Origin of the sequence: Lysobacter sp. ESA13C (assembly GCF_019970005.1) — a bacterium.
Classification (GTDB): Bacteria; Pseudomonadota; Gammaproteobacteria; order Xanthomonadales; family Xanthomonadaceae; genus Lysobacter; species Lysobacter antibioticus_B.
This window is the reverse complement of the sequence record NZ_JAHXYK010000005.1, coordinates 42935-68793: the sequence shown is the minus strand read 5'-3', so window position 1 is coordinate 68793 and position 25859 is coordinate 42935. Positions and strand designations below refer to the sequence as shown.

Below are 25859 nucleotides of genomic sequence, written 5' to 3'. Positions count from 1 at the left end.
CACCCGCCACAGCGCAAATCGGAGAAAGCCGGCGCCCGCCCGCCGCGAACCACAGTGGTGCCGGCGGCCGCGGCGAGATCCTGCAGCGCCCGCCTCAGTTCGAAGCCGCTTCGGCGCTGCGCACGCGGGCGCTGAGTTCTTCGATGCCGGCGGCGCGGGGGTCGAGCGAACGGGCGGCGTCGAGCGCGCTGCGGGCGGCGCGCAGTTCGCCGGCGCCGAGGCGTTCGTCGCCGACCGCGATCCAGCGCTGGGCCAGGCGCGCGGCGGCTTCGCGCGCCGGCGCGCCGCCGCCTTCGAGGGCGCGCCGCGCATCCAGGCATTCGCCGGCGCGCGACAGGCGGTTGGCGCTGAGTTCCTTGTCGAAGCAACGCTTGGCGGCCGGCAACAGGCGCGCCGCGGCGGCGCGCACCGCCGGGTCCTGCGGCGCGATCGCCTGGACCGCGCGCAATTTGTCGTAGGCGCTGTCGCCCGGCGGGGTCAGCAGGTCGCCGCGCTGCTCGGCGGCGGCGGCTTCGCTCAACAGGCGGCGCAGCGATTGCCGTTGCGCGGCCGGTGCCTGCTGCTCGAAGCGCTTGCGCGATTCGCGGGCGCGGTCGAGATGCTGCTGGGCCAGCGCGACCGCCGGCACCTCGATCGCCGCGCTCTCGGCGATACCGCGCGCCTGCAGCAACACGGTCTCGGCCTCGGGGACACGGAAATCCGCGGCGAGGCGCTCGCTGCGCGCGGCATAGGCGTTGGCGACCGCAGCCAGCCCGCGCCGCGCCGCGTCGTCGTCGGCATGCACAGCGAGCAGGTCGCTGTAACCGGCCAGCGCGTCGTCGAAACGCTGTCGGCGCAGCGCCAGGTCGCTTTCCCGGCGACGCCGTTCGACATGGCTTTCGAGCAGGTTCAGCGCATCCGGCAGATCGGCATGACCGGGGTCGGCGGCCTGTACGCGCTGGATGCCCGCCGCGCCGCGCGCGAGGTCGCCGTCGGTCAGCGCCTTGCGCGCCGACTGCAGCAGATCGGCGAGGGTGTCGTCGCGGCCTTCGAGGGCGTCGTTGCGTTGCGGTTGCAGCGCGAGCACGCGCAGATACAGCGGCAGGGCCGCATCGGGCGCACCGTCGAGCCGGCCCTGCGCACGTGCGGTCGCGGCATCGGCGACCAGCCGGTCGAGCCCGGCATGGGCCGCTTCGCGTTCGCGCAGCCGTCGCGCCATGGCTTCGACCTGGTCGCGCGGCGTCGCCAACTGACGCGCCATATCCAGCCGTTGTCGGGCGAAGTCGAAATGGCCGCCGTCGATCGCCTGGCCGGCCTGATCGAGCGCGACCCGGCCGACCTTGACCAGGCCTTCGCGGGCATCGCTGCGGTCGGGATCGAGGGCCAGCGCGGCCTCGAACAACTCGCGCGCGCCGTGGCCATCGGCCGAACTCAGCCGGCCTTCGGCCAAGGCCCGCGTCGCTTCTTCGCGCAGGCTTTGCGCACGCGTGTCCGGCCACAGCCATTCCGACATCGCCTGCCGCCCGAGGACCAGCGCCAGCAGTAAACCGGCAGCGACGAGGATCGCGCCACGCAGACCCCAGCGCCGGACACGCAAGCCGTTGTCGCGCTCCCGTGGCGGTGCCCGATCGAAGCGCAGCGCGCTGTAATCCCCAGCCAGCGGTTCGATGCGCACGGCAGAGGTGTCGGAGGGAGACGGCTGATCGCGCTTCACCGCGACAGGATAACGCCGGCGCATGACTGCCGCGTCTTCGCGGGTGTGTGCTAACTGTCTCCGGGATCGCGCCCGCTTGGGGTAGGAGCGGCGCGAGCCGCGATCTCGCCAATAGAAACTACGACGCTATCGTCAGGCGATTACGGATCCGTTGGGTGAAGCCGGCTGGCTTTCCGCGCGGGACCGGTTTCGCAGGCACTTACCGGTTCGCGGTCGCGGCGCGCGGCGCGGGAATGATGCCGCGCCTGCGACTCAATGCCGCTGCGCATACTCCACGCCCGGCAGCGAGGACAGCTTGCCGAGCAGGGTCGAGAGTTGGCCGTAGTCGGCCACCCGCAGACGCAGGCGCAGGCGGACCTGGGCGCTGCTGCGCTCGACGTCGCTGCGGATGCTGATCACGTGGGCATTGGCCTGGGCGATGACGTTGGTCACTTCCTTGAGCAGCCATTTGCGGTCGAGCGCCAGTACTTCGATGTCGACTTCGTAGCCGCTGCCCTTACGGCCCCACTCCACCGGCAGCACGCGCTGCGGCTGGGCCGCGGCGAGGCGGACGAAGGCGCTGCAGTCGGGACGGTGCACGCTGACGCCGCGGCCGCGGGTCAGGTAGCCGGCGATCGGCTCGCCCGGCAGCGGCTGGCAGCAACGCGAGATCTGCACCAGCAGGTTGCCGACGCCCTCGACGGTGAAATCGGTGGACTTGCCGGGGGTCTTGCGCGGCGCCGGCGGGATCGTGGTGGTCGAGGTCGGCGCGGCCGACGGTGGCGGCGCCGACAGTGCGCGCTCGTGTTCGAGCAGAGCACGGCCGATCTGGTGCGGACCGATGTCGCCCAGCGCGACCTGCACGTACAGGTCCTCGTCGTTGGCGAGGTTGAACCGGGCGCGCGCCGGGGCCAGGTCGGCGCCGAGCACGCCGAGCCGGCGCAGTTCCTTGTCGAGCAGGTCGCGCCCGGCCTGTTCGTTGCGCGAGCGGTCGAGCTTGTGGAACCAGTTGCGGACCTTTTCCCGCGAACGGTTGCTGGCCAGGAAGCCGTTCGCCGCGACCAGCCAGTCGCGGCGCGGCTCGCCGGTCTTGGCGGTCAGGATCTCGACCCGGTCGCCGCTGCGCAGCTTGTGGTCGAGCGGCACGATGCGGCCGTCGACCTTGGCGCCGCGACAGCGGTGCCCGACCTCGGTGTGCACGTGGTAGGCGAAATCCAGCGGGGTGGCGCCGGTCGGCAGGTCGATCACCTCGCCCTTCGGCGTCAGCACGTAGACCCGGTCCTCGACCAACTCGGTGTCCAGCTCGCTCGCCAGCGCGGCGTCGGCGCCGTCGCTGCCGCCTTCGCTCTTGCTGTCGAGCAGGCGCCGCATCCAGGCGATCTTGCGGTCGAACGCGGCGTCGGCGCTGTGGCTGCCGACTTCCTTGTACTTCCAGTGCGCGGCCACGCCGAGTTCGGCCTGGCGGTGCATCTCTTCGGTGCGGATCTGCACTTCCAGGGTCTTGCCCTCGGGCCCGACCACGGCGGTGTGCAGCGAACGGTAGTCGTTGCGCTTGGGCCGGGCGATGTAGTCGTCGAACTCGCTCGGGATCGGCGTCCACTGCGCGTGCACCACGCCGAGCGCGGCGTAGCACGAGGCCAGGTCCTCGACCATGACCCGCACCGCGCGCAGGTCGTAGAGCTCGCCGATCGGCACGTCCTTGCGCTGCATCTTCTTCCAGATGCTGTAGATGTGCTTGGGCCGGCCCGCGACTTCGGCCTTGAGGCCCTGCGCGGCCATCGCCTCGCGCAGGGTGCGCTTGACCTGCTCGATGTAGCGCTCGCGGTCGCCGCGCTTCTCGTCGAGCAGGCGCGCGATCTTCTGGTAGGTCTGCGGCTCCAGGTAGCGGAAAGCCAGGTCTTCGAGCTCCCACTTGAGCTGCCAGATGCCGAGCCGGTTGGCCAGCGGCGCATGAATGTCGCGGGTCAGCGCCGCCAATTCGCGGCGGGTGTCCGGCGGCAGGCGTTCGGCATGGCGCATGCGCGCCAGTTGCCGCGCCAACAGAATCGGCACCACCCGCAGGTCGCGCACGATCGCCAGCAGCAATCGGCGCAGGCCCTCGGTACCCGAGCGCCGGCCCTGTTCGGCATGCAGCGCCCAGACCTGGCCGGCGGCGCGCTGGCCGTCGAGCAAGGCCGCCAACAGGGGATGCTCGCGTTCGAAGCCCGGCCCGAGCGCCTTCGCCCAGCCCGGGTAGGCGTGCAGGATCGCCGCCGCGACCGTGTCGCTGTCGGCATCGAGCAGGGCCAGCGCGTCCAGGGTGGCGGCGATGACGGCCGGCGAATCGAGTGCGCCCTCGCCGGCCTCCGGCCTCTGCGCAGCGGCTTCCAGCGCCTTGCGCAAGGGCCCGGCGATGATCGCCGCCGCAGGCAGAGCCAGCACGTCGGCAGGGGAATGGCGGGACTCGGCGGGAGACGCGTTCACAACGGGGGAGAAGAGGTTCGAAGCGCAAGGGACGAGCGACTACACTAGCGAGCAACCGCCCCGAGGAACAGCACGATGTCCGCGATTCACCCTTCCGCATTGCGTCCCTTGCTGATCGCCGCTGGTGTCGCGATCGCCCTGGCGCTGAGCGCGCCGGCCGCCCTCGCCCAGTCCAAGATCGAACAACAGATGAGCGCCGAACAGTTCAAGGCCGCCGGTCTCGACCAGCTCAGCCCGGAACAGCTCGCCAATCTGAACGCCTGGCTCAACCGCACCCTCGACGCCGAGACCAGCAAGGCCGTGGTCAAGGCCAAAGAAGAAACCCGCGAATTGGTCAAGCACGAGAACCGCGGTTTCCTCGGTTCGGGCTCGCGCGAAGCGGTGGTCGCCCGCCTCAACGGCAAGTTCGACGGCTACGGCCAGGGCCAGGTCTACGTGCTCGACAACGGCCAGGAATGGCGCCAGGTCGACGGCGTCGACCTGCCCGGCGTGCACCTGGATTCGCCGCAGGTGCGCATCAACCCCAGCGTGATCGGCGGCGCCTGGTTCCTCTCGGTCGACGGCTACAACACCCGCGCCAAGGTCACCCGCGTCAAGTAATGAATGCCGCCCGCTCGCCCACGCCCCACGGCGTCGGCGCGCGGGCGTTCTCCTTCGCCGTTTCGCCGCTGCCCCGTCCGGAGTCCGACATGCGTGTGCTGTCCTCGTTGACCGTTGCCGTCCTGCTCGCGATCGCGCCCGCCGCGTTCGGTGCCGAGCGTCCCTATGTCGCGGTCGAACAACGCTTCAATGCCGAACAGATGAAGGCCACCGGGCTCGACACCCTGTCGCCGCAGCAACTGGCCCTGCTCAACGAACTGCTGTCGCAGGAGCAGACTGCGGCCGTCGCCGAGGCCACCAAGGCGGTGCGTTCGGAACGCAAGGGGCTGCTCGACCGCGGCGACGTGGAACCGGTGCACAGCGCGCTCAAGGGCGAGTTCCGCGGCTGGTCGATCGGCACCGTGTTCGAACTCGAAAACGGCCAGCGCTGGCGGGTGACCGAAGGCTCGCTGTTCCTCGGCAAGCCGGTGCCACCGCCGAAGGTCACCATCAAGCCCGGCCTGATGGGCGGCTGGTTCCTGGAAGTCGAAGGGCAGACGCCGAAGGCCAAGGTCCGCCGCCTCGACTGAGCGCGGCGCGCCCGAAGGCGCGCTTCTGCCAACGGCTCAAGCGCGCAGCGACGCCAGTCGTTGCGCGAGCTTCTTCGGCGACACGCCGCCGCGCACGCCCAGTTCCTGGGCGAACAGCGACACCCGCAGCTCCTCGATCTCCCAACGCAGCGCCTGCCAGCCGGCAGCCTCGGCCCGGCCGGCGGCATTCGCGGCATCGAAGGCCTCGACGAAGGGCTTGAGCTCGAGCATCCGCGCCTGGTCGCGCACCGGATCGCGCAAGGCGCGCTCGCTGCGCACCGCCAAGGCCTTCAGATAGCGTGGGTACTCCGCCAAGGCCGCGGTGGCGACATTGCGCAGGAAGCCGGGCGGTGTCAGCCGCGCGAGCTGCGCACGCATGTCGTCGAGGTTGCCGCTGGCCCAGCCCATCAACGACGACTCCAGGCGCGAACGCACCTCGGCGACCGCGCTCAGGATGGCTTCGGCCTGGGCCAGGCGTTCGGTCGCCTCCGGGAACAGCTTGCGCGCGACCGCCTCGCGACGGGCCTCGAAGGCCGCCGCATCGCGCACCGCGATCAGTTCGGCATCGTCGCCGAGCAGGGACTGCAGGGCGCCGTCGACCAGATCCTCGCGCAGCCGGTCGCTGTCGCGCAGGCCGTTCTGGCGCGGCGCGGCCGATTCGATCGCCGCGTACAACAAGCCGGTCTTGGCCTGCACCGGCAGTTGCTTGCGCGCCTGCTTGAGCTTGTCGGCCATCGCCAGTGCCAGCAGGCGCCGCACCCCGCCCGGATGCGCCCGCAACGCGGCCTCGCGCTCGGCGTGCACACGTAACGAGACCGTGTCGCCGTCGTCGTGCAAGGCCGGAAACGCCGGCACGCCGGCCGCGCCCGGCACCGACATCGGGATCGCCTGCTCCGGGAACGCGGTCAGGCCACGCTGGCCGAGGCCGTCGGCGGCGCGCGCGGCGAAGGCACGCGCCGCACGCTCGCCGAAGCGCGCGCGCAGCTCATCGAGATCGCGCGACTCCGCCAGCACCACCGCGGCCTGGGCCTTGCCGGCGCCCTTGTCGGCACGCGCATCGGCGAGCTCGAGCAGACGCAGGTTCATGCGCAGATGCGGCTCGATCGAAGCCGGATCGAAATCCGTCGCCGCCACCTCGACCCCGGTCAGCTTGCGCAGGAAACGCGCGAGCGTGCCGACCAGGTCGTCGGCCTCGGGTTTGGCGTGCGCCTCATGGAAGGCCTTGGCGAAATCCGGCGCCGGCACGAAGTTGCGGCGCAGGATCTTCGGCAGGCTCTTGATCAGGGCCGCGGCCTTGTCGGCGACGAACCCCGGCGCCAGCCACGACAGCTGCGCCGGGTCGAGTGCGTTGAGCAGGTGCAACGGCACCGCCAGGGTCATGCCGTCGTCGGCCGCGCCCGGCTCGAAGCGATAGCTCACCGCCAGCCGCGCATTGCCGAGCTGCAGATACGGCGGGAACCGCGCGGCCTCGCTTTCGCCGCCGATCATCAGATCGGCGTTCGACCATTCCAGCTTGGCTTTTTCCCCCGCCGGCAGCTTGTGGTACCAGGCATCCAGCGCCTGCACGTTGTGGACCTGCGCCGGCAGGCGGTCGAGGTACCACTGCGCCATCCATTCCTCGTCGACCACCAGGCCGGCGCGGCGTTGCTTGGCTTCTTCGTCGTGGGCCTTGGCCAGGGTGGCGAGGTTGCGCGCCAGGAACGCGGAGCGGGTGTTGATCTCGCCGGTCACCAGGGCGTCGCGGGCGAAGATCGCGCGGCTTTCCTCCGGGTACAGCGCGCCGTAATGGATCGGCCGCTTCGGCGCGAGCACCAGGCCGAACAGACTGATCTGTTCGCTGCCGACCACCCGCCCTTGCGAGCGCGCCCAGCGCGGGTCGTGATGGCGCCGCGCGAGCAGATGCGGCAGTTCCTGGATCGCCCAGTCCGGCTCGATCGTGGCGTTGGTCATCGACCACACCCGCTCGGTGTCGAGCAGGGTCGCCGACAACACCCACGGCGGCGGCTTCTTGGCCAGCGGGGAGCCGGGGAACAACTGGAACTTGCGCCCGCGCGGGCCGTCGTAGAAACCGCGGTCGGCGCGGAAACCGATCTGGGTCGGCAGGCCGGCGATCAGGGCGCGGTGCAGTCTGGCGTAGCCCTCGGAACTCGGGACCGGCGACTCGGGATTCGTAGAAGCCGCGGCACCAGGCTGATCGAGTCCCGAGTTCCGAGTCCCAAGCCCCGTCTCCTCGCACACGAGCTTCAACTGCCGGTGCAGCTCGCGCCACTCGCGCATGCGCAGGAAGCCGAGGAAATGCTTCTCGCACCAGCTGCGCAGCTTGGATTGGGTCAGCTCTTCGTGGGCGCCCTGGTAGGCGTCCCACAATTTAAGGATGCCGACGAACTCCGAACGCGGGTCGGCGAACTCGGCATGCGCATTGTCGGCGGCCGCGCGCTGATCGGACGGACGCTCGCGCGGGTCCTGGATGCCGAGGAAGGCGGCGATCGCGATCATCTCGCGCAGGCAGCCGTGGGCATTGGCCGCCACCAACATGCGCGCGAGTTTCACGTCGACCGGCAAGCGCGCCATGGTCCGGCCGGTGGCGGTGAGCTTCTTGTCCTCGCCGACCGCGCCGAGCTCCGACAGCTGTTGCCAGCCGTCGGCGATGGCTCGGCCGTCCGGCGGTTCCAGGAACGGAAAGTCCTCGATATGTCCGAGGCCCAGCGACAGCATGCGCAGGATCACCCCGGCCAGGGCGGCGCGGCGGATTTCCGGGTCGGTGTAACGCGGCCGCGACTCGAAATCGGCCTCGCTGTAAAGGCGGTAGCAGGTGCCTTCGCTGATGCGGCCACAGCGGCCCTTGCGCTGGTCGGCGCTGGCCTGCGAGACCGGCTCGATGTGCAAACGATCGAGCTTGCCGCGCGGGCTGTAACGCTTGACCCGGGCCAGGCCCGGGTCGACCACGTAGCGGATCCGCGGCACCGTCAGCGAGGTCTCGGCGACGTTGGTCGCCAGCACGATGCGGCGCTTCGGCCCGGGGTTGAACACCCGGTCCTGGTCGCGCACCGACAGCCGCGCGTACAGCGGCAGCACTTCGGTCTCGCGGTACTTGCGCCGCTCCAGCGCCTGGTGGGCGTCGCGGATTTCGCGCTCGCCGGACAGGAAGATCAGCACGTCGCCGCGCGGGTCCTCGCGGGTGATTTCGTCGCAGGCCGCGACGATGCCGTCGTTGACGCTGCGTTCGCCCTGGCGGGCCTCGCGCACGCGGCCGTCGGCCTGGCTCTCGCCCTCGCCTTCCAGCGGCCGGTAGCGCACCGTCACCGGATAGCCGCGGCCCTCCACGCTGACCACCGGCGCACCGTCGAAATGCGCGGCGAAGCGCTCGGTGTCGATGGTCGCCGAGGTCACGATGATCTTCAGGTCGGGCCGCTTCTTCAGCAGTTGCTTCAGATAGCCGAGCAGGAAATCGATGTTGAGGCTGCGTTCGTGGGCCTCGTCGATCAGGATCGTGTCGTAGGCCGACAGCCAGCGGTCGGACTGGATCTCCGCCAGCAGAATGCCGTCGGTCATGAACTTGATCGCGGTACGCTCGCCGACGTTGTCGTTGAAGCGGACCTGGTAGCCGACGGTCTCGCCGAGCGGCGTCTGCAATTCCTCGGCCACGCGCCGGGCCACCGCGCGCGCGGCGATGCGGCGCGGCTGGGTGCAGCCGATCATGCCGGCGGCGCCGCGCCCGGCGGCCAGGCATAGCTTCGGCAACTGGGTGGTCTTGCCCGAGCCGGTCTCGCCGGCGATCACCACCACCGGATGCTTGCGGATCAACTCGACGATGCGCCCGGCTTCGGCCGCGATCGGCAAACCCGGGTCGACCGGCACGCGCGGCAGCGAGGCCGCCCGCGCTTCGCGCTGCGCCACCGATGCCGCCAGGGCCTGCGCGAATGCAGCGCGCGCGCGCTCGTCGCCGGGCTTGCCGCTCCAGCGCGACCACAGGCCGTGCAAGCGACCGCGGTCGCGGCTCAAGGCGCCATCGATCGCATGCCGCGCCTGTCGTAACGCGGCACTAGCATTCTCGTGGCTAGACTGATTGGAATCGGTACTCTTCATCGATAGATCGTTCGTATCGCAACGCTAGGCACAAACCATTTCACTTCGCGGCCGACTGCGCCTATTGTCGCCGCATTGTTCAAAAAACCCCCGATCGAAACCGTTCGATCGCCCGCATCGGAGAAGGAGTCGCATATGGCCAAGCCCAACAAGCCCGCCAAGACCAGCAAAACGGACAAGACCAAATCGGACAAGGTGTCGGTCGCCCCGGCCGCGTCGCCGTCGGCCGCCGACAGCGCACCCTCGATCGATATCGGGATCTCGTCGGGCGATCGCAAGAAGATCGCCGAAGGTCTGTCGCGCTTCCTGGCCGACAGCTACACCCTGTACCTGAAGACCCACAACTTCCATTGGAACGTGACGGGCCCGATGTTCAACGCCCTGCACGTCATGTTCGAAACCCAGTACACCGAGCAGTGGACCGCGCTGGACGACATCGCCGAGCGCATCCGCGCGCTGGGCTTCAACGCACCGGGTTCCTACGCCGAATTCGTCAAGCTGTCCTCGATCACCGAAGAGCCGGGCCTGACCGACAGCGCCGACTGGCGCGAGATGGTCCGCCAGCTCGTGGTCGGCAACGAAGCCGTGTGCCGCACCGCGCGCAAGGTACTCGACCAGGCCGACGACGTCGACGACGCGCCGACCGAAGACCTGCTGACCCAGCGTCTGCAGACCCACGAGAAGTATGCGTGGATGCTGCGTTCGCTGCTGCAGTAAACCGTTGAAGGCAGGCCGGCGCGGAGCGTCCGTGCCGGCCCGCCGCGCTGTACCGAACCCCTGTTTCGCTCTGCGGGACAGGGGTTTTTCGTGGTCGGTCGCCGGCCTCAGCGCGGGCCGCCGCCGTCCCAGCCCTGCGCGTCGGCCTGGGCCTGCGCCAGCAACCAATCGCGGAAGGCGCGGATCTTGGCGCTGCCGCGGCGCACCTCGGGATAGGCCAGCCAGTAGTCGCGCTCGTCGCGCAGCACCAGTTCGAACGGCTGCACCAACCGCCCCGAGGCGAGTTCGCTGCGGAAGAACAGCGGCGAGGTGATCGCCACGCCGTGCCCGGCGATCGCCGCGGTCACTTCGTATTGCTCGACCCCCAGTTCGACCCCGGGCCGCGCCGACAGATCGGCGTCGCCGACACCCGCCGCCTCCAACCAACTGCGCCACCAGCGTTCGCGTCCGATCCGCGGCAGCCTCAACAGATCCGCCGGCGTCCGCAGCGCACCGCTTTCGATCAGGTCCGGGCTGCACAGCGGCGTGAACAGGCCCGGCAACAGGAAATGCGCGCTTAATCCTGGCCATTCGCCGCGGCCGTTGCGGATGCCGACGTCGAACTCGCCCTGGGCCAGGTCGACCAGGGGCACGCCGGTGTCCAGGCGCACCGCCAACCGCGGATGCACCAGCTGAAACCCGCCCAGGCGCGGCACCAGCCAATTGGCGCCGATGGTCGGCAGCGAGGTGATCGCCAGTTCGGCTTCGGAGCGCGCCTGGCTTTGGGCGAAGGCCGAACGTAGCGCCTGGAAGCTGTCGAGCACCGTCGGCGCCAACCGCTCGCCGGCCCGGGTCAGCACCACCTTGCGCGGCAGGCGCTGGAACAACACCAGGCCCAGCCGCTGTTCCAAACGCTTGATCTGGTAACTGACCGCAGCCTGGGTCATGTCCAGTTCCTCGGCGGCGCGGGTGAAGCTCTGCAGGCGCGCGGCGGCCTCGAAGGCGCGGATCGCGCTGAGCGGCGGCAATGTCGGTATATCCATAATCTGACCTTATGTATCTGGCGCGATTTTCGCGTTGTCGGCCGCCCCACCCGCTCCTAGCCTAGTCCGAAACCCACGCCGGGCAGCGCCCGGACCGGTCGCCACCGCCCGCGGCAGGACTATCTGCCAAAAGCCGAGCTTGGGCAAACAGATCTCGCCTCTCTCTCCGGAGCACCGCCATGCAACGTCGATTCACGCTCGTGCTTTCGCTGGCTCTGATGAGCTTTATCCCGGCCGGGGCCGGGGCCGGCTCCGCGGCCGACCCGGCCGCCGTCGTCGCCGCCGACTTCGACGCGCTCAACCGCAACGACCTGGAAGCCTTCCTCGCCCTGTACGCCCCGCAGGCGCAGATCTTCGGCCTGCCCGCCGACCCGCACGCCCTGGTCGGCAAGCGCCTGGAGCAGATGTACGGCGCCGAGCGCCTGCGCGCGCATTTCGCCAAGGCCATGGCGCAACCCGACACCCCGCATATCGAGCAGACCCGCATGATCGCGCTCGGCGAACTGGTGGTATCCCGGGTCCACATCGCCGACCCCAAGCGCGCCGAGCCGCAGGTCCTGATGGTGGTGTACCGGGTCCGCGACGGCCTGATCGAAGACCTGTGGCACGTCGGCAAGGAAACCGCCGACAACCGGCCGCAGGCTGCCGGCGCCGTGGCCACCGCGCGTGCGCTGGTCGAGGCCAACAACCGCGCCGACGCCGAACGCTTCCTCGCCCTGTTCGCCGCCGATGCCCGCCACTTCCGCCGCGCCGAAGACCCGCACCAACTGGCCGACCTGCCCTCGCGCGCCGTCGTCGACGAGGCCAGCCGCGCCAAGACCTATCGGGCGCTTTATGCGGACGGCCCCTCGGTGCAAGTCGACCTGCTCGATGCCTTCGCCGTCGGCGACCTGGTCGTGACCCACGAGCGCATCCGCACCCGCGGCACCTCGGCCGCCGCCGGTGAGACCTACGAGATGTTGGCGATCCTGCGCGTCCGCGACGGTCGCGTCCTCGACCTGTGGCCTCTGCAGAAAATCGCCCGCCCCGCCGATGCGGTCGTCTCGGCCGCCGCCGCCGGGGCGCGGCCATGAAGCGGATGCCAATCCTGCTGATCGCACTGTCGGCGCTATCGGCGGGCGCCGCCGTCGCCGCCATCGTCGCCGCCGACGACGCCCAGGAAGTCGTGGTCCGCCGCTACGTCCAGGCCTGGAACGACGCCGACGCCGAGGCTTTCCTGGCCCAGGCCACCGCCGATGCCGGCGCCTGGCGCCGCGGCGACGACGAACCCCTGCCCGGCCAGCCCCTCATCGCCGAGGCCACGCCGCAGGCGCGTTCGCGCTATTACCGCGCCGCCTTCGCCAAGCGCCCGCATCCGCGGGTCGAGATCCTGGGTCTGCAATCGCTGGACGACATGGTGGTGGCGCGCGAACGCGTCACCGGCACCGCCGACGGCAAGACCGTCGACGGGTTGACGATTTATCAGGTCCGTAACGACAAGATCTGCAACGTCTGGCACATCAAGCGGCGCTCGCGCTGAGCCGCGGCCCTGGCGCGCCACGACGGCGACCGCGTTTCAGCGGCGCTCGCGGCCTCGTCGCGACCGTCTGCGACGCCGCGCCGCTAGACTAGGCGCATGCAGCAGCCCGCACTCGAACTCCTCCATCGCGTTTTCGGCCATACCGCGTTCCGCGGCGAACAAGCCCAAATCGTCCAACACGTGATCGACGGCGGCGACGCCCTGGTGCTGATGCCGACCGGCGGCGGCAAGTCGCTGTGCTATCAGATCCCGTCCTTGCTGCGCGATGGCTGCGGCCTGGTCATTTCGCCGCTGATCGCACTGATGCAGGACCAGGTCGAGGCGATGCGCCAGCTCGGCGTGCGCGCGGCCTACCTCAACTCCACCCTCGACGCCGCCGAAGCCGCGGCGGTCGAGCGGCAGTTGCTCGACGGCGAACTCGACCTGCTGTACGTCGCTCCCGAGCGCCTGCTGAGCCCGCGTTGCCTGTCGCTGATCGACCGCGCGCGCATCTCGCTGTTCGCGATCGACGAGGCCCACTGCGTATCGCAATGGGGCCACGACTTCCGCCCCGAATACCGCGAACTGACCATCCTTCACGAGCGTTGGCCGGACATCCCGCGCATCGCCCTGACCGCGACCGCCGACGCGCCGACCCAGCGCGAGATCGCCGAACGCCTGAACCTGGAAGACGCGCGCCGCTTCGTCAGTTCCTTCGACCGGCCGAACCTGCGCTACCGCGTCGTCCACAAAGACAACGGCACCCGCCAGCTGCTCGATTTCCTCAGCGCGCATCGCGGCGACAGCGGCATCGTCTACGCCTTCTCGCGCAAGCGCGTGGAATCGATCGCCGAGCAACTGGTCGCCGCCGGCATCCGCGCCCTCCCCTACCACGCCGGCATGGACGCCTCGCTGCGCGCCGGCAACCAGCGCCGTTTCCTGCAGGAAGACGGCGTGGTCATGGTCGCCACCATCGCCTTCGGCATGGGCATCGACAAACCCGACGTGCGTTTCGTCGCCCACGTCGACCTGCCCAAGTCGATCGAGGGGTATTACCAGGAAACCGGCCGCGCCGGCCGCGACGGCGAACCGGCCGAGGCCTGGCTGTGCTACGGCCTCGGCGATGTGGTCAACCTGCGCCAGCTGATCCAGCAAGGCGAGGCCGGCGAAGAACGCAAGCGACTGGAACTGCGCAAACTCGATTCCCTGCTGGGGTTCTGCGAATCCACCGAATGCCGGCGCAAGAGCCTGCTGGGGTGGTTCGGCGAACCGCACCCGGGCGGCTGCGGCAATTGCGACAACTGCCTGGAGCCGCCGCAAAGCTGGGACGGCACCGAGGCCGCACGCAAGGCGCTGTCCTGCGTCTACCGCACCGGCCAACGCTTCGGCGCCGGCCACGTCATCGACGTATTGCGCGGCGCGCAGACCGAGAAGATCACCCGCTTCAATCACGAACAGCTCAGCACCTTCGGCATCGGTAGCGACCTCGACGCCAAGCAATGGAGCAGCGTATTCCGCCAGCTGGTGGCCGGCGGGCTGCTCGAAGCCGACATCGAGCGCCATGGCGCCCTGCGCCTGACCGCCGACAGCGGCCCGGTGCTGCGCGGCGAACGCAGCCTGCGCTTCCGCACCGAGGCACCGAAGGCCGCAGGCGGCGCGCGCAAGTCCCGCGGCGGTGCGAGTGCGGCGCCGATGATCGACCTCGACCCGGAATCGCTGGTGCGTTTCAACGCGCTGCGCGAGTGGCGTTCGACAACGGCGCGCGAGCAGAACGTCCCGGCCTATGTGATCTTCCACGACAGCACCTTGCGCGCGATCGCCGAGCATGCGCCGGACGATCTCGACGAATTGGCGCGTATTCCCGGGATCGGGGCCAGCAAGTTGGATCGCTATGGCGAGGCGGTGTTGCAGCATTTGTTCGATCAAGGGTGAGGGTTGCGCTGGGCGGCTTGGGGCACGTCCTTGCTTCGTCGCTTCGGTAGGGTTCATGTAGGAGCGACGTGAGTCGCGACCGCTGGACGCGCAGCCATCGCAACGCCGATGACGCCCATAGAAGCGACAAGCTTTCGCAGGGGCAAGAGCGGCGTCCTACTGGATTTACTTCGGTCACAAGCCGCGACCGCGCCGTAATGGTCTTGCGGCGCATCCATCAAGCAATACCAAGATCAAACGCCAAAAGCTTCCGCCACTAAAGCGGCGGGTTACTTTCTTTTGTCATAAGCAACAAAAGAAAGCTAACCAAAGAAAAATGCTTTTCTTTGAATCACAGGCCCGCACGCGCGATGCCAACGCAAGGATTTTTCATACGGGACATCCCTGTCCCGATGAAAAACGGCCTGCATCCATGCAGGCCGCCCTTCGGGTCTTCGATTGCCTTCGCGAGGGCGAGACGGCGCACGGCTAAATCAGAGCAACGGCAACAGCAACGGCCATAGCTTCTGTTGCCGTTGCCGTTGCCGTTGCCGTTGCCGTTGCCGTTGCCGTTGCCGAGATTTTGATCTGCTTTGCTGCTTTGCTGCTTTGCTGCTTTGCCAGTCAACAGTAGACCCGGAGGGCGGCGCACAGGACGTGCGCCGTTTTTCGATAGGACAAGGATGTCCTATCGAAAAATCCCGGCGACAGCATCGCACTCGTGGCCTGTGCCCTTGCAAGGAGAGCCCTTTTCTTTGGTTACCTTTCTTTTGGGCTTAGCAAAAGAAAGTAACCCGCCGCTTTAGTGGCGGAAGCTTTTAGCGTTTGATCTAGATATTGCTTGGTCGAGGCGCCGCGACGCCGTCAGAACGCGGTCGCGACTCGCGTCGCTCCTACCCCAAGGCAACGACCGATATCGGCGCGAGGTCGAGACTCCGCGGTCGCGGCTCACGCCGCTCCTACAAGAGGAGGACGACTCGCACAGCCCCGCACCGCTACTGCAACTGATAAGAGAAACTCAGATTCCAGCGTGCCTTGCGGTCGTCGGCCTCCAGCGGCAGGTCCGCGGTCGGTCGGGCGTAAGCGAAATCGACGTTGTAGTGGCGGTTGTCGGACAGACGGATGCCGAGCCCGACCGAGCCGAGTTTGTCGATCGGCGGGCGGCCTTCGGTCATCGAGACTTGCGCGTGTTGCACCACCAGGTAAGGCGACACCGATTTCAACCAGCGCGACTGCGGGCGGTAGTTGCGGCTGAGTTCCAGCGACAACCCCCAGCCCTTGTCGGCCGACACTTCGCCCGGGTCGTAGGCCAAGGCGAAACGCGAGGCGCCGAAGCTGATCTGCTCGGACGACGGCAAGCGGTTGCGGCTGTACTGGGCGGTGCCGCGCAGGATCGCGAGGTAACGCTGTTCGGCCCAGCTTCGGCTCTGCGCGTAACCGAGGTTGTAGCGCCGAAACGAAACATCGTTCGGCGAGGCGAATTCGACGCCCGCGACGTTGGTCACCGTGCTCGCCGAGGCGCCCCAGGCATCGAGGCCGCGCGCGATCGACAGGCTGATTTGGCGAGCGCTGTTCTTCTTGGCCTTGGTGTAATCCAAGCTCGCCTGCAACACGCGGGTCTTGGAGCGTTGTTGCAGGATCGCACCGGTCGCAGTGTTGCGGTAGGCATCGACCTGATCGGCACCGTAGATGCCGGCGCCGATGAAGATCGAGCGCTCGTTGCGCAGCAGCCATGGATAACGCGCAGCGAACGCGAGGCGGTCCTGTTCGACGCGGTGATCGAGGAAATCCGGCAGTGGCGTGCGGCTGGCCGGCTCGCCACGATAACGCGAACCGTCGACACGACCGATCCAGCCGTCGCTGCCGAACAACTGCGAATAGCCGGCGCCGTAGAAACGCTCGTCGCCGCGACCGTCGGGATACAGGGTCGACAAGGTCCACTGTTCGGCCAGCGGCGTCAGCGCATTGAGCTGCAGATTCATCAGCCCCTGGGTGCCGGGATGGTTGAACTCCAGCGCCCAAGTGGCGTCGTAGCGCTTGCCGCCGACGTTGAGCTCCAGCGCGGTCGCGCCGTCGGTGGTGGTCGGCGCGGGCACGTTGATCGCCATCTTCGCGCCGGGCAGGAAGCCCAGGATCTGCGAGTAGCGCTCGAAGGTGGCCTGGCGCAACGGCCGGTCGTCGAGGATGTGTTGGGCGATCGCGCGGATCTTGCGCTCGAGCTTGCCCGGCTTGCCGCTCAGGCGCAGCTCGGCGACATAGCCTTCGACCGCGATCACGCGGACCACGCCATTGGCGAAATCCTGGGTGGGCACATAACAGAACGACAGCGCGTAGCCGTGTTCGCGATACAGCTTGCTGCAGGCTTCGGCCGCCTGCAGCAATTCGGCGACGGTGATGCTCTTGCCGGCGAGCGGACTGAACACCGCCGCGACCTGCTCGAACGGGATCGCCTTGACGCCGGACACGTCGAATTTGCTCGGCGTGAGTTGCAACGCCAGCAAAGCAGCCATTTCGGGATTCTGTTGCGGTGCGACCGTGGTGCTGACCTTGGGGTCGGTCTTCGGCAACGGTGCCTGCGGCAGGGTCTGCAGCGGGTTGCCGGTCGGCAGGCGATCCTGGGAATACGCCGGCAAGGTCGAATACAAAAGCGCGGTGACCGTCAGCGCGAGTAGGTAGCGTTTTCCCGAAAGGCCTGTTCGCATGCACGCGCCCCTGCGTTTAGCGTGGTCCATCCAGCGGAAGGTCGGCATTGGAATGGCGCGTCCGCCATGCGGCGGAACGCGCCTCCCCAAGACTCATGCGTTCACCATACGCCGTTGTTGCGCGACGGGAACGGGCCTGTGCCCGTTCCCGCGCGTTGCATCACAAACTTGCGTTCAAGGCTTCTTCTTGAGCAGACCGGTACCGAGCAGGCCACCTTGGTTGGTGGTGCCGCCGAGCAGGCCGCTGCCGGTGCTGGTGCCATTGAGCCCGGTCGCCCCGGCCACGCCGTTGACGACCGTGCTCAGCCCCTGGGTAACCGGCTGCAAAGGACCATTGACCGCCGCGGTCGCCGTCGTGCCGACCGTGGTCACGCCACCGCCGACGCTGGTCACCGCGCCGGCGACCAAGCCGGTGACCGGCGCCAACGGCGTGGTAGCGCCGGTGCTGGCCAATGCCGAGCCCACGCCGCCGACCGTGCCGCCAAGACCGGCGACGCCGCTGGTCACGCCAGCTGCGGTCACGCCGACCGGATTGGCGATGCTGCCGGCATTGCCCATGCCTGCGGTGATGCCCGCGCCGACCGTGCCGAGGTTGCCGCTGACGCCCTGTACCGCGCCACCGAGCACGCCGGTTGCGCCGCCCGGAATCGGAAGACCGCTGAGCTGCGCGCCGACCGTGCCGCCCGCAGCGGCCACGCCGCTGGTCGTGCCGCCCACGCTACGCGAGACATTCGCGACAAGGTTGCTGCCGCCGCTGCCGCCCGCGGTGCCGCCGTTGGCTTGGCCGATACCGGCAACCGGGGTCAGCACGTTGCTGAGCGCGCCGGTCAGCGCCTGTCCGCTCGGACCTTCGATCAGTCCGCCGACCTTCGGCGCCAAGCCTTTGACCTGCGTGCCGACGCCAGAGACCAAGGCACCGGCGGTGCTGGTCAGGGGCTGGATCGGCGAGCCCTGGAAGGCGCCCACGGTCGCGACCGTCTTGCCGAGGTCGTCGACGGTGGTACCGACGTTGACCACTACGTTGTCGACGCCGGCCGCGGTCGTGCCGACCGGATTGGAGATATTGCCGATCTGGCCGAGACCGCTGCTGGTCGCTTGACCGAGCGCGGTGATCGTGTCGCCGACATCGTCGACCACAGTGCCCAGCCCCCGCGTGGTCGGAGTGCTGCCGCCGAGCAGAGCCTGATTCGGGATTTGCGCGCCCAGTCCGCTGATCGCGCCGCCTACGCCGCTGATCAGTCCGCCACCGGTGGTGACGACCGAGCCGACTACGCCGCCGGGCGGAGTGGTGGTGCTGCCGGGAGGATTGCCGGGACCGCCAGGCGTGCCGGGGCCACCGGGAGTGCCCGGGCCACCGCCGCCGGAACCGCCACCGCCAGAGCCGCCACCGCCCGAGCCACCGCCGCCGGAACCTCCACCACCCGTGCCGCCGCCTCCTGAGCCGCCGCCGCCCGAACCGCCACCCCCGTCGCCGCCCCCCCCGGGATTAGGATTGAAACTCGATTTGACGCCGCCCGAGCCCGAGCAACCCGTGGTCGATACCGTGACCGTCAGGATGCAGGCTGCAAGCAGGCTGTAGGAAAGGGCTTTACGAATGCTTTGAGATTCCATTGCGTTCCTCCGAATGCAGCCTGAGCTGCCTCGTGCGCGAATGTGTCGCTACGCCTGCGTTCGCTAGGTCGCGATACCGGCAAGCTCCCCTATCACACTTACAGTTGCCGTTCTGGTGTGTAGTGGGTCAAGGCTGCTCCGATTCATCGTTTATAAAATGTGACGTTCATCACGTTTATATAGCGACGTGCGCATATTTCCGATGGCCGGTTAAACGGGTGAGAAAGGGTGATTTTCGTTCATCAATCAGTGCGGAAACGCGCGACCGGCGCAACAACGGACAAGACCCTGCGTAACCGTACGGTTATGCCCTTAAGCGTTCTGAACGCGAATCCAGAAACACAACCCGAACGTGTCTTCTGCGGCGCCGCCCTTAGGCCATCGCGACCATGCCGACGCAGCGCGACCGAGGCCCGCCGCGCGTTTTTCTTGTTTCCGACAACTACGCGGTAAGCGTTATCGGCGTAAGGCAAAACTACGCACGAACGGGTTTCACCACTCGACCGTGCCGCGAACCACCGCTTGCACGCGCCCGCCGATCCACACTTCGCGTTCGTCGTCGATGCGGATCTCGATGCAGCCATCGCGGCCGACCTCGCGCCCCTGGCTGATCTGGTAGGCATCGCCCACCTCGATACGGCCGGCGGCGAGCAAGGCGGTCGCGATCGCCGCATTGGCGCTGCCGGTCACCGGATCTTCGGCGATGCCGTCGCTCGGGCAGAAGGCCCGCACCGCGTAGGCGAATCCGGGCTCCTGGGTGCGCGCGAACACTGCCAGCCCCAGCGCATCCTCGCCGCTCAGGGCCTGGATCGCCGCCAAGTCGGGGCGCATGCCGCGTACCGCGGCGGCATCGGCGAGTTCGGCCACCCACCAACGCGGTCCGTTGTCCCACAGCGCCGGCACCAGCGGCCCCCATGGCACTCCGGCCAACGCCGCGTCGAGCAAGGCCTGCTTGTCGTGAGCGGTGACGCAACGCTGCGCGCGCGGCGTGCGGATGCTGACCCGCAAACCGTTCGCGTCGTGGACGATGCGCACCGGCAAATGTCCGGCCGCGCACTGCTGCACCAAGGCTTCGCTGCGCGGCGACACGCGTCCGGCGTCGAGCACCGCCCAGGCCGCGCCGATGCTGGGATGACCGGCGAACGACAGCTCCTGGCGCGGGGTGAAGATGCGCACCCGATAATCGGCGCCTGGCTCGGGCGGCAACAGGAAGATCGTTTCCGGCAGGTGCGTCCAGGCCGCGAACGACTGCATCGCCTCGCTGTCGAGGCCTTGCGCATCGAACACCACCGCGAGCGGATTGCCCGCTCCGATGCGGTGGGCGAAGACATCGAGTTGCAGAAAGCGGCGCAGGCTCATGGATGCCGAGCGTACAGCCCGCGGCGCATGCGTTCATGTGCCCTCGGCACGATTGACGCGATGCTCGGCGAAGTCATCGCCGCTTGCGTCGAACCCATGCGGCCGAAGCGCATGTCATCGTGCATGCGGTGCGACGACGGTGCAGCGCAAGGGCGCGGCCAAGACGGCCGCCCCCTTGCGTTGCGGGCCTGCGATCAATCGCAGAACCAGGTCCGCTTCTGGAAGATCGCAGTGCTCTCGCCCCAGGAGCTGTACTGGCCGCCGCAGCTGGCGACCGCGCCGCCGACTTCTTCGCCGGCTTCGTTGAAATACAGAATCGAATAACCCTGCCACGGAGGCGCGGCCTTGACGCTGCCGGCCAGCACCAATCCACCCAGCACCACCGCCGCCACTGCAGTTGCGATAAGACGCATCGTCGTTCTCCCCTTGCTTGATTCGTACTCCGTCGGGCCATGCCTCGCCGGAGCGCTGGAAACCCCGCGACGTTCGCGCAAAGAGGAAAGCCCCGGAAGACCGGAGCTTTCCTGCGGCGCGAACGCCGCGAACCGTATGCGCGACGCCTCAGCTTTCGGCTGCGCAGCCCTGCACGAAACGCTTGTTCTCGGTGGTCTGGCCCCAACGGCCGTCGGCGGCGCCGCAGCCGGCGGTCCACTTGCCGACCTGCGCGCCTTCGGCGTTGTAGTAGTACCAGGTGCCCTGCCAGTTGTAGGCCAGTGCATTGAACGACACGCCACCCACCATCGCCACCGCCATGACGGCAGCGAACAATCCGATACGACGCATGCGATTTCTCTCCCGATTGCGCGGCGTCATTCGCCGCTCGGGCACCTTATGCCAGCGCGCGAGCGCAGCGGCACGATCGGAGGTTCGAGCTTGTATCCACTTATCGAAATCGTGATTGCTATCGCTATTGGCCGTTTTGCCGCTGCGTAAAGCACCGGCAATCGCAATCCCGGCGACGCGACGGAGCGAATCTGCGAGGTCGCCGGGGCGCATTCAGCCGCGACGATGGTGCAGCGCACGACGCGTTGCGCGAACGAGTGATGCGTGGACAACAGCGGCGCCGCTGCTGGGCAGGAGCGGCGTCCTACTGGATTTCCTTCGGTCACAAGCCGTGACCGCCATCGATCCGATGGCGATGCAAGCGTGAGCGCTTCGGCGCAACCATGCCCATCACTTACGTCGAAACACTTGAGATTCGACGTTTGCACCGCGACGGGCGGCGGCGCGGTCGCGGCTCGCGCCGCTCCTACTCCAAGGCCGCCGCGCGTCGGATGCCAGCGCGGCCGATCAGGCCGCGAGCAAGGCCGGCAACTGCGCCGGCGCGGCGACCAGGTGCTGGGCGCCGGCTCCACGCAGTTCGTCTTCGCTGCCGAAGCCCCACAACACGCCGATGTTGCGCATGCCGTGCTCGCGCGCGCCTTCGATGTCCATGCGCCGGTCGCCGATCATCAGGCACTGCTCCGCCGACAGTTCGAAACGACGCAAGGCTTCGGCGATCAGGTCGACCTTATGGGTCAGACGGCCGTCGCGGCTGGAGCCGATGACGTCGTCGAAGCGGTCGCCGAACGGCAGGCCGGCGAGGATCTTGCGCGCGTTGTCTTCGTTCTTGGCGGTGACGACGGCCAGGCGGTGGCCGGCGCCGTGGACCGCGTCGAGCATCTCGGCGACGCCGTCGTAGACCGAAAGCTCGGTCCAGCCTTCGCGGCTATAGCGTTCCAGATACAAGGCCACGGCCTGCTCGACGCGGGTCTCGTCGCCGAGCAGCGGCAGGAAACTGGTGCGCAGGGCCGGACCGATCCAGCCCCGCAACTCCGCCTGCGACGGCACCGGATGCCCAAGCTGCTCGAAGGCGTACGACACGCTGCGGGTGATGCCCTCGGCCGAATCGATCAGGGTGCCGTCGAGATCGAAGAACAGGGTGGTCGGCGCGCCCACGGTCAGCCCGCGCGCTGCTTGAGCGCGGTCACCGCCGGCAGTTCCTTGCCTTCGAGGAACTCGAGGAAGGCGCCGCCGCCGGTCGAGATATAGCTGACCTCGTCGGCGATGCCGTACTTGTCGACCGCCGCCAGGGTGTCGCCGCCGCCGGCGATCGAGAACGCCTTCGACGCGGCGATGGCGCGCGCCAAGGTCTGCGTGCCATGGCCGAAGGCGTCGAACTCGAACACGCCGACCGGGCCGTTCCAGACCACGGTGCCGGCGTTCTTGATCAGCTCGGCGTAGCGCGCGGCGGTGTCGGGGCCGATGTCGAGGATCATGTCCCCGGCGTCGACCGCATCGACGGCCTTGACCGTCGCCGGTGCATCGGCGGCGAACGCCGGTGCCACGACGACGTCGGTCGGCACCGGAATGTCGGCGCCGCGCGCCTTGGCGTCGGCCATGATCTGCTTGGCGGTGTCGATCAGGTCGGGCTCGACCAGCGACTTACCGACGCTGTGGCCCATTGCGGCGATGAAGGTGTTGGCGATGCCGCCGCCGACGATCAGCTGGTCGACCTTGGACACCAGCGAGGACAACAGTTCGAGTTTGGTCGACACCTTGGAGCCGGCGACGATGGCCAGCAGCGGACGCGCCGGGTGTTCGAGCGCCTTGGCCAGCGCGTCGAGCTCGGCCATCAGCAGCGGACCGCCGGCGGCGACCTTGGCGAAACGGATCGCGCCGTGGGTCGAGGCCTGGGCGCGGTGCGCGGTGCCGAAGGCGTCCATGACGAACACGTCGCACAGCGCGGCGTACTGCTTCGACAGCGCCTCGTCGTCCTTGCCTTCGCCGATGTTCATGCGGCAGTTCTCGAGCAACACCAGCTGACCGGGCTGCACCTCGACGCCGCCGACCCAATCCTTGATCAAGGGCACTTCGATGCCGAGCAGTTCCGACAGGCGCTGCGCCACCGGCGCCAGCGAATCGGCCTGGCTCCACTGGCCTTCCTTGGGGCGGCCGAGGTGCGAGGTGACCATCACCGCCGCGCCCTTCTCCAATGCCAGCTTCAGCGTCGGCAGCGCGGCGAGGATGCGCAGTTCGGAGGTGATGCGGCCATCGTCGATGGGGACGTTGAGATCTTCACGGATCAACACGCGCTTGCCGGCGAGATCGAGATCGGTCATGCGAACGATGGGCACGGGGCCTCCTGAGGCGATGCGGGGGATGGAATGGCTGGGGACGAGTGGAACTGGGGGCGCGGCTGGTTCGGGGAGCCGCCGCCGGGGTGGCTATTGTCGCGGCGCGGGGGGACGAAATAAACCTTCGTGTCTGAACGGAGGCATTGGCGGGGGTTTATTGGGGTGGAGACGGTTTGGTATGGGGAGGTGGCCGGGCCTGTGCTCGGTGTCGATTTGGTCGCGAGGCGAGATCGAAGTGGTCCGGTCGCGGCTTGTGACCGAAGGAAATCCAGTAGGACGCCGCTCCTACCCAAGAGCGACCGCGTTGCCGTTGCCGTTGCCGTTGCCGTTGCCGTTGCCGTTGCCGTTGCCGAGATTTTGATCTGTTTTGCCGCTTTGCCGGTCAACAGTAGACCCGGAGGGCGGCGCACAGGACGTGCGCCGTTTTTCGATAAGACAGGGACGTCTTATCGAAAAATCCCGGCGACAGCATCGCACTCGTGGCCTGTGCCCTTGCAAGGAGAGCCCTTTTCTTTGGTTAGCTTTCTTTTGGGCTTAGCAAAAGAAAGTAACCCGGCCGCGTAGCGGGCGGAAGCTCTGCACTTGCTTGAAGAGTACGCCGGCAGTTGCCACGGCGCGGTCGCGACTTGCGTCGCTCCTACCCTGGCCTCCAGCCGGAAGCGACGAGAGATTATGAGGCGCGACGTCGTGGCCTCTAAGGGTAGGAGCGGCACAAGCCGCGACCGCGTTGTGATGGTCTCGCGGCGCATCGCTCAAGCAAGATCTAGATCAAACGCCTAAAGCTTCCGCCACTAAAGCGGCGGGTAACTTTCTTTTGTCTAAAGCAACAAAAGAAAGTCACCAAAGAAAAATGCTTTTGCTTTGAATCACAAGCCCGCACGATCGGTGCCTCCGCAGGGATTTTTCATACGGGACATCCCTGCCCCGATGAAAAACGGCGCGCATCCCTGCGCGCCGCCCTCCGGGTCTTCTATGGCCTTCGCGAGTGCAGCACTGCGCACAGCAACAGCAACCGCAACCGCAACCGCAAAAAACTAAAGCCACAGCCACAGCCACAGCCACATAAAACTAAGTCATAGGCGTAGCGAATGCGGCGCTGGAGCTAAAGGCAAAGCAACGCTACCGCGCGAACCCTTAATCCACCGGCTTCGAACTGCGCAGCAAACTGAAAGCAAAGCCCGCCACGATCAGCGCCCCCGCCACCAACACCGCCCACAGCAGCCACGAGCGCCAATCGCGCTTCGGTTCCGGCGGCACCAGGGCGGCGGGGCCGGCCAGGGGCGCGGGTTCGCCGAGGCTGGCTTCGGCCGGTTGCCAATCTTTGCCGCGGGTCTGACGCAAGGCTTCGATCAGATGCGCGAGCGGCGAGTCGGCCCGGGCAGTGCGGGCGCTGCCGGCGACCAGGGTGTACGGCGGTGCGCCCTGGGCCAGGAACACCGCGACTTCGGGGCGATAGCCCAGGCGCAGCACCGGTTCGCCGGGCACCGCGGCGTTCGCACGCAAGCGCCAGTGGCGATCGCGCACGGTCGCGGCGAGCTGGCGCGCGGCGGAGCGGTCGCCCTCGCCCTGGCCGGCGACGCGGAACGCCATCCACGGGCCGGCCTGCGGGTGCCAGCCCTGCTCGCTGTCGTCGCGGCTGTCGAGGCGCCATTCCAAGGCATGGTTGCCCGGCAGGGCAACGTCGATCTGCTGAATCGGAAAGCGCCCGTCGAGCTCGTATTCGAACGCGACGCTGCCGTCCTTCTGTTCGAGGCGACGGCCTTTCAGCTCGCGCCATTGCAGCGGCGCGGCGGCGGCGTTACCGGCCAGTTCGGCCTTGACCGCGCGGATCTGCGCGGCGGCCTTGGGGTCTTGCGGGGTCAGGCGCAAATAACGCGCTTGCTCGCCGACGCTGTCGAAGACGATGCGCCGTTGCAGCAGGCGTTGGCCGCCGCGTTGCAGGTCGACCAGACGGCCGCTGCTGCTCAGGCTGCGCCATTGATCGAGATCGTCGCTGGCCTCGACGCTGTAGGCGGCATCGAGCGCGGCGCCCGGCGCCCATTCCAGTTCGAGCGCGAGGATCGGCCGGCGCAAGCGGCTGGCGTCGATCAACAAGGCGGTCTGCGGCAAGCGCGTGGTGTCGCTGGCGGTGCTGCGCGCTTCGACGCGGCGCAGGCGGCCGTCGGTCTCGACTTCGCTGATCAACTCCCAACCCTGGGTCGCCGAGTCCGACGGCGAGGCCGGCAAGGCGAACCACGGCAAGGCCACGCGCTGCGGCGCACGCGCCAGGGGCTGTTCGGGCGCGAACACCGAGGCCGGCACCGGCGTGCCGCTGCCGTCGAGCACCTCGACGTCGCGCAGCTGCGGGCTCTGCGCCTGCCGATAGACGTTCTCGTCGAGCACGACGCGATAAGCACCGCCGTCGTCGCGGCTGAGGTTCAAGGGCCATTGCCGCGCGTAGTCCTCACGCGGGCCGGCCCAGGCCAACAACGGCACCGCGACAAGCAACCAGGCGCTGCGGCGGAACCCGGAGATCGTGCTCATGAAATCGCGC

The 25859-nt window shown here is 68.3% G+C and carries 19 protein-coding genes; 6 read left to right on the top strand and 13 right to left on the bottom strand.

Translation table 11 applies throughout. The features are described 5' to 3' along the window. Positions 1-94: 94 nt before the first annotated feature. Positions 95-1654 (bottom strand): hypothetical protein, encoded by a 1560-nt coding sequence (locus LC490_RS11570; RefSeq protein WP_223620271.1) that lies wholly within the window; start codon positions 1652-1654, stop codon positions 95-97. A 291-nt stretch (positions 1655-1945) separates the two neighbouring features. Further along, positions 1946-4090, bottom strand: a complete 2145-nt coding sequence (locus tag LC490_RS11565) for a bifunctional (p)ppGpp synthetase/guanosine-3',5'-bis(diphosphate) 3'-pyrophosphohydrolase (RefSeq protein ID WP_152566295.1) — start codon at positions 4088-4090, stop codon at positions 1946-1948. Positions 4091-4210: 120 nt separating this feature from the next. Between LC490_RS11565 and LC490_RS11560 the strand changes: the two genes are divergently transcribed. Together LC490_RS11560 and LC490_RS11555 are read left to right on the top strand one after the other, a co-directional pair. Further along, entirely contained in the window at positions 4211-4735 is a 525-nt protein-coding gene (locus LC490_RS11560) for a hypothetical protein (protein WP_031372870.1), read from the top strand. A gap of 89 nt (positions 4736-4824) precedes the next feature. Continuing rightward, entirely contained in the window at positions 4825-5304 is a 480-nt protein-coding gene (locus LC490_RS11555; RefSeq protein ID WP_223620270.1) for a hypothetical protein, read from the top strand. 36 nt (positions 5305-5340) lie between these two features. On the opposite strand, the gene hrpA is transcribed toward LC490_RS11555, so the two are convergent. Further along, complete coding sequence (gene hrpA / locus LC490_RS11550) at positions 5341-9390, bottom strand: ATP-dependent RNA helicase HrpA (protein ID WP_223620269.1); 4050 nt, start codon at positions 9388-9390, stop codon at positions 5341-5343. Positions 9391-9525: 135 nt separating this feature from the next. Between hrpA and LC490_RS11545 the strand changes: the two genes are divergently transcribed. After that, positions 9526-10107, top strand: coding sequence for a Dps family protein (locus LC490_RS11545; protein WP_036149088.1), 582 nt, complete (start codon positions 9526-9528; stop codon positions 10105-10107). A 107-nt stretch (positions 10108-10214) separates the two neighbouring features. On the opposite strand, the gene LC490_RS11540 is transcribed toward LC490_RS11545, so the two are convergent. Continuing rightward, positions 10215-11129, bottom strand: a complete 915-nt coding sequence (locus LC490_RS11540; RefSeq protein WP_223620268.1) for a LysR substrate-binding domain-containing protein — start codon at positions 11127-11129, stop codon at positions 10215-10217. Between the two features lie 179 nt (positions 11130-11308). Between LC490_RS11540 and LC490_RS11535 the strand changes: the two genes are divergently transcribed. The 3 genes from LC490_RS11535 (at position 11309) to recQ (ending at position 14559) form a co-directional block, all read left to right on the top strand. After that, positions 11309-12202 carry a nuclear transport factor 2 family protein gene (locus LC490_RS11535; protein ID WP_223620267.1) on the top strand — a complete coding sequence of 298 codons (894 nt, stop codon included), beginning with the start codon at positions 11309-11311 and terminating at the stop codon, positions 12200-12202. Beyond that, complete coding sequence (locus LC490_RS11530) at positions 12199-12648, top strand: nuclear transport factor 2 family protein (protein WP_031372876.1); 450 nt, start codon at positions 12199-12201, stop codon at positions 12646-12648. Before LC490_RS11535 ends, LC490_RS11530 begins: the two co-directional genes overlap by 4 nt. 96 nt (positions 12649-12744) lie before the next feature. Continuing rightward, a complete protein-coding gene (recQ, locus tag LC490_RS11525) occupies positions 12745-14559 on the top strand; it encodes a DNA helicase RecQ (protein ID WP_031372877.1) in 1815 nt (604 codons plus the stop codon). A gap of 331 nt (positions 14560-14890) precedes the next feature. Here the strand turns inward: recQ and LC490_RS11520 are convergent, their stop codons facing one another. The 9 genes from LC490_RS11520 to LC490_RS11480 form a co-directional block, all read right to left on the bottom strand. Next, positions 14891-15166, bottom strand: coding sequence for a hypothetical protein (locus LC490_RS11520; RefSeq protein ID WP_223620266.1), 276 nt, complete (start codon positions 15164-15166; stop codon positions 14891-14893). 367 nt (positions 15167-15533) lie between these two features. Further along, entirely contained in the window at positions 15534-17240 is a 1707-nt protein-coding gene (locus tag LC490_RS11515; protein WP_161786168.1) for a ShlB/FhaC/HecB family hemolysin secretion/activation protein, read from the bottom strand. A 174-nt stretch (positions 17241-17414) separates the two neighbouring features. After that, on the bottom strand, positions 17415-18851 hold the full coding sequence (locus tag LC490_RS11510; RefSeq protein ID WP_305067580.1) for a collagen-like triple helix repeat-containing protein: 1437 nt from the start codon (positions 18849-18851) through the stop codon (positions 17415-17417). 492 nt (positions 18852-19343) lie between these two features. Beyond that, positions 19344-20210 carry a PhzF family phenazine biosynthesis protein gene (locus LC490_RS11505; RefSeq protein WP_031374089.1) on the bottom strand — a complete coding sequence of 289 codons (867 nt, stop codon included), beginning with the start codon at positions 20208-20210 and terminating at the stop codon, positions 19344-19346. Positions 20211-20404: 194 nt separating this feature from the next. Then, on the bottom strand, positions 20405-20623 hold the full coding sequence (locus LC490_RS11500; RefSeq protein WP_152566412.1) for a DUF6289 family protein: 219 nt from the start codon (positions 20621-20623) through the stop codon (positions 20405-20407). Positions 20624-20771: 148 nt separating this feature from the next. Then, positions 20772-20993, bottom strand: coding sequence for a DUF6289 family protein (locus LC490_RS11495; RefSeq protein WP_031374090.1), 222 nt, complete (start codon positions 20991-20993; stop codon positions 20772-20774). Between the two features lie 507 nt (positions 20994-21500). Further along, the gene (locus tag LC490_RS11490; protein ID WP_223620265.1) at positions 21501-22148 is read right to left on the bottom strand and encodes an HAD hydrolase-like protein; all 648 of its coding nucleotides are present in this window, start codon (positions 22146-22148) and stop codon (positions 21501-21503) included. 2 nt (positions 22149-22150) lie between these two features. Next, a complete protein-coding gene (locus tag LC490_RS11485; protein WP_223620264.1) occupies positions 22151-23326 on the bottom strand; it encodes a phosphoglycerate kinase in 1176 nt (391 codons plus the stop codon). A gap of 1134 nt (positions 23327-24460) precedes the next feature. Further along, on the bottom strand, positions 24461-25849 hold the full coding sequence (locus LC490_RS11480; RefSeq protein WP_223620263.1) for a DUF3999 domain-containing protein: 1389 nt from the start codon (positions 25847-25849) through the stop codon (positions 24461-24463). Positions 25850-25859 lie beyond the last annotated feature (10 nt).

Excerpts from the sequence above, each read along its gene's own strand:
- LC490_RS11560 (WP_031372870.1), top strand. The coding sequence starts at position 4,211 with ATGTCCGCGATTCACCCTTCCGCATTGCGTCCCTTGCTGATCGCCGCT.
- LC490_RS11555 (WP_223620270.1), top strand. The coding sequence starts at position 4,825 with ATGCGTGTGCTGTCCTCGTTGACCGTTGCCGTCCTGCTCGCGATCGCG.
- hrpA (WP_223620269.1), bottom strand. The coding sequence starts at position 9,390 with ATGAAGAGTACCGATTCCAATCAGTCTAGCCACGAGAATGCTAGTGCC.
- LC490_RS11545 (WP_036149088.1), top strand. The coding sequence starts at position 9,526 with ATGGCCAAGCCCAACAAGCCCGCCAAGACCAGCAAAACGGACAAGACC.
- LC490_RS11540 (WP_223620268.1), bottom strand. The coding sequence starts at position 11,129 with ATGGATATACCGACATTGCCGCCGCTCAGCGCGATCCGCGCCTTCGAG.
- LC490_RS11535 (WP_223620267.1), top strand. The coding sequence starts at position 11,309 with ATGCAACGTCGATTCACGCTCGTGCTTTCGCTGGCTCTGATGAGCTTT.
- LC490_RS11530 (WP_031372876.1), top strand. The coding sequence starts at position 12,199 with ATGAAGCGGATGCCAATCCTGCTGATCGCACTGTCGGCGCTATCGGCG.
- recQ (WP_031372877.1), top strand. The coding sequence starts at position 12,745 with ATGCAGCAGCCCGCACTCGAACTCCTCCATCGCGTTTTCGGCCATACC.
- LC490_RS11515 (WP_161786168.1), bottom strand. The coding sequence starts at position 17,240 with ATGCGAACAGGCCTTTCGGGAAAACGCTACCTACTCGCGCTGACGGTC.
- LC490_RS11510 (WP_305067580.1), bottom strand. The coding sequence starts at position 18,851 with ATGGAATCTCAAAGCATTCGTAAAGCCCTTTCCTACAGCCTGCTTGCA.
- LC490_RS11505 (WP_031374089.1), bottom strand. The coding sequence starts at position 20,210 with ATGAGCCTGCGCCGCTTTCTGCAACTCGATGTCTTCGCCCACCGCATC.
- LC490_RS11500 (WP_152566412.1), bottom strand. The coding sequence starts at position 20,623 with ATGCGTCTTATCGCAACTGCAGTGGCGGCGGTGGTGCTGGGTGGATTG.
- LC490_RS11495 (WP_031374090.1), bottom strand. The coding sequence starts at position 20,993 with ATGCGTCGTATCGGATTGTTCGCTGCCGTCATGGCGGTGGCGATGGTG.
- LC490_RS11480 (WP_223620263.1), bottom strand. The coding sequence starts at position 25,849 with ATGAGCACGATCTCCGGGTTCCGCCGCAGCGCCTGGTTGCTTGTCGCG.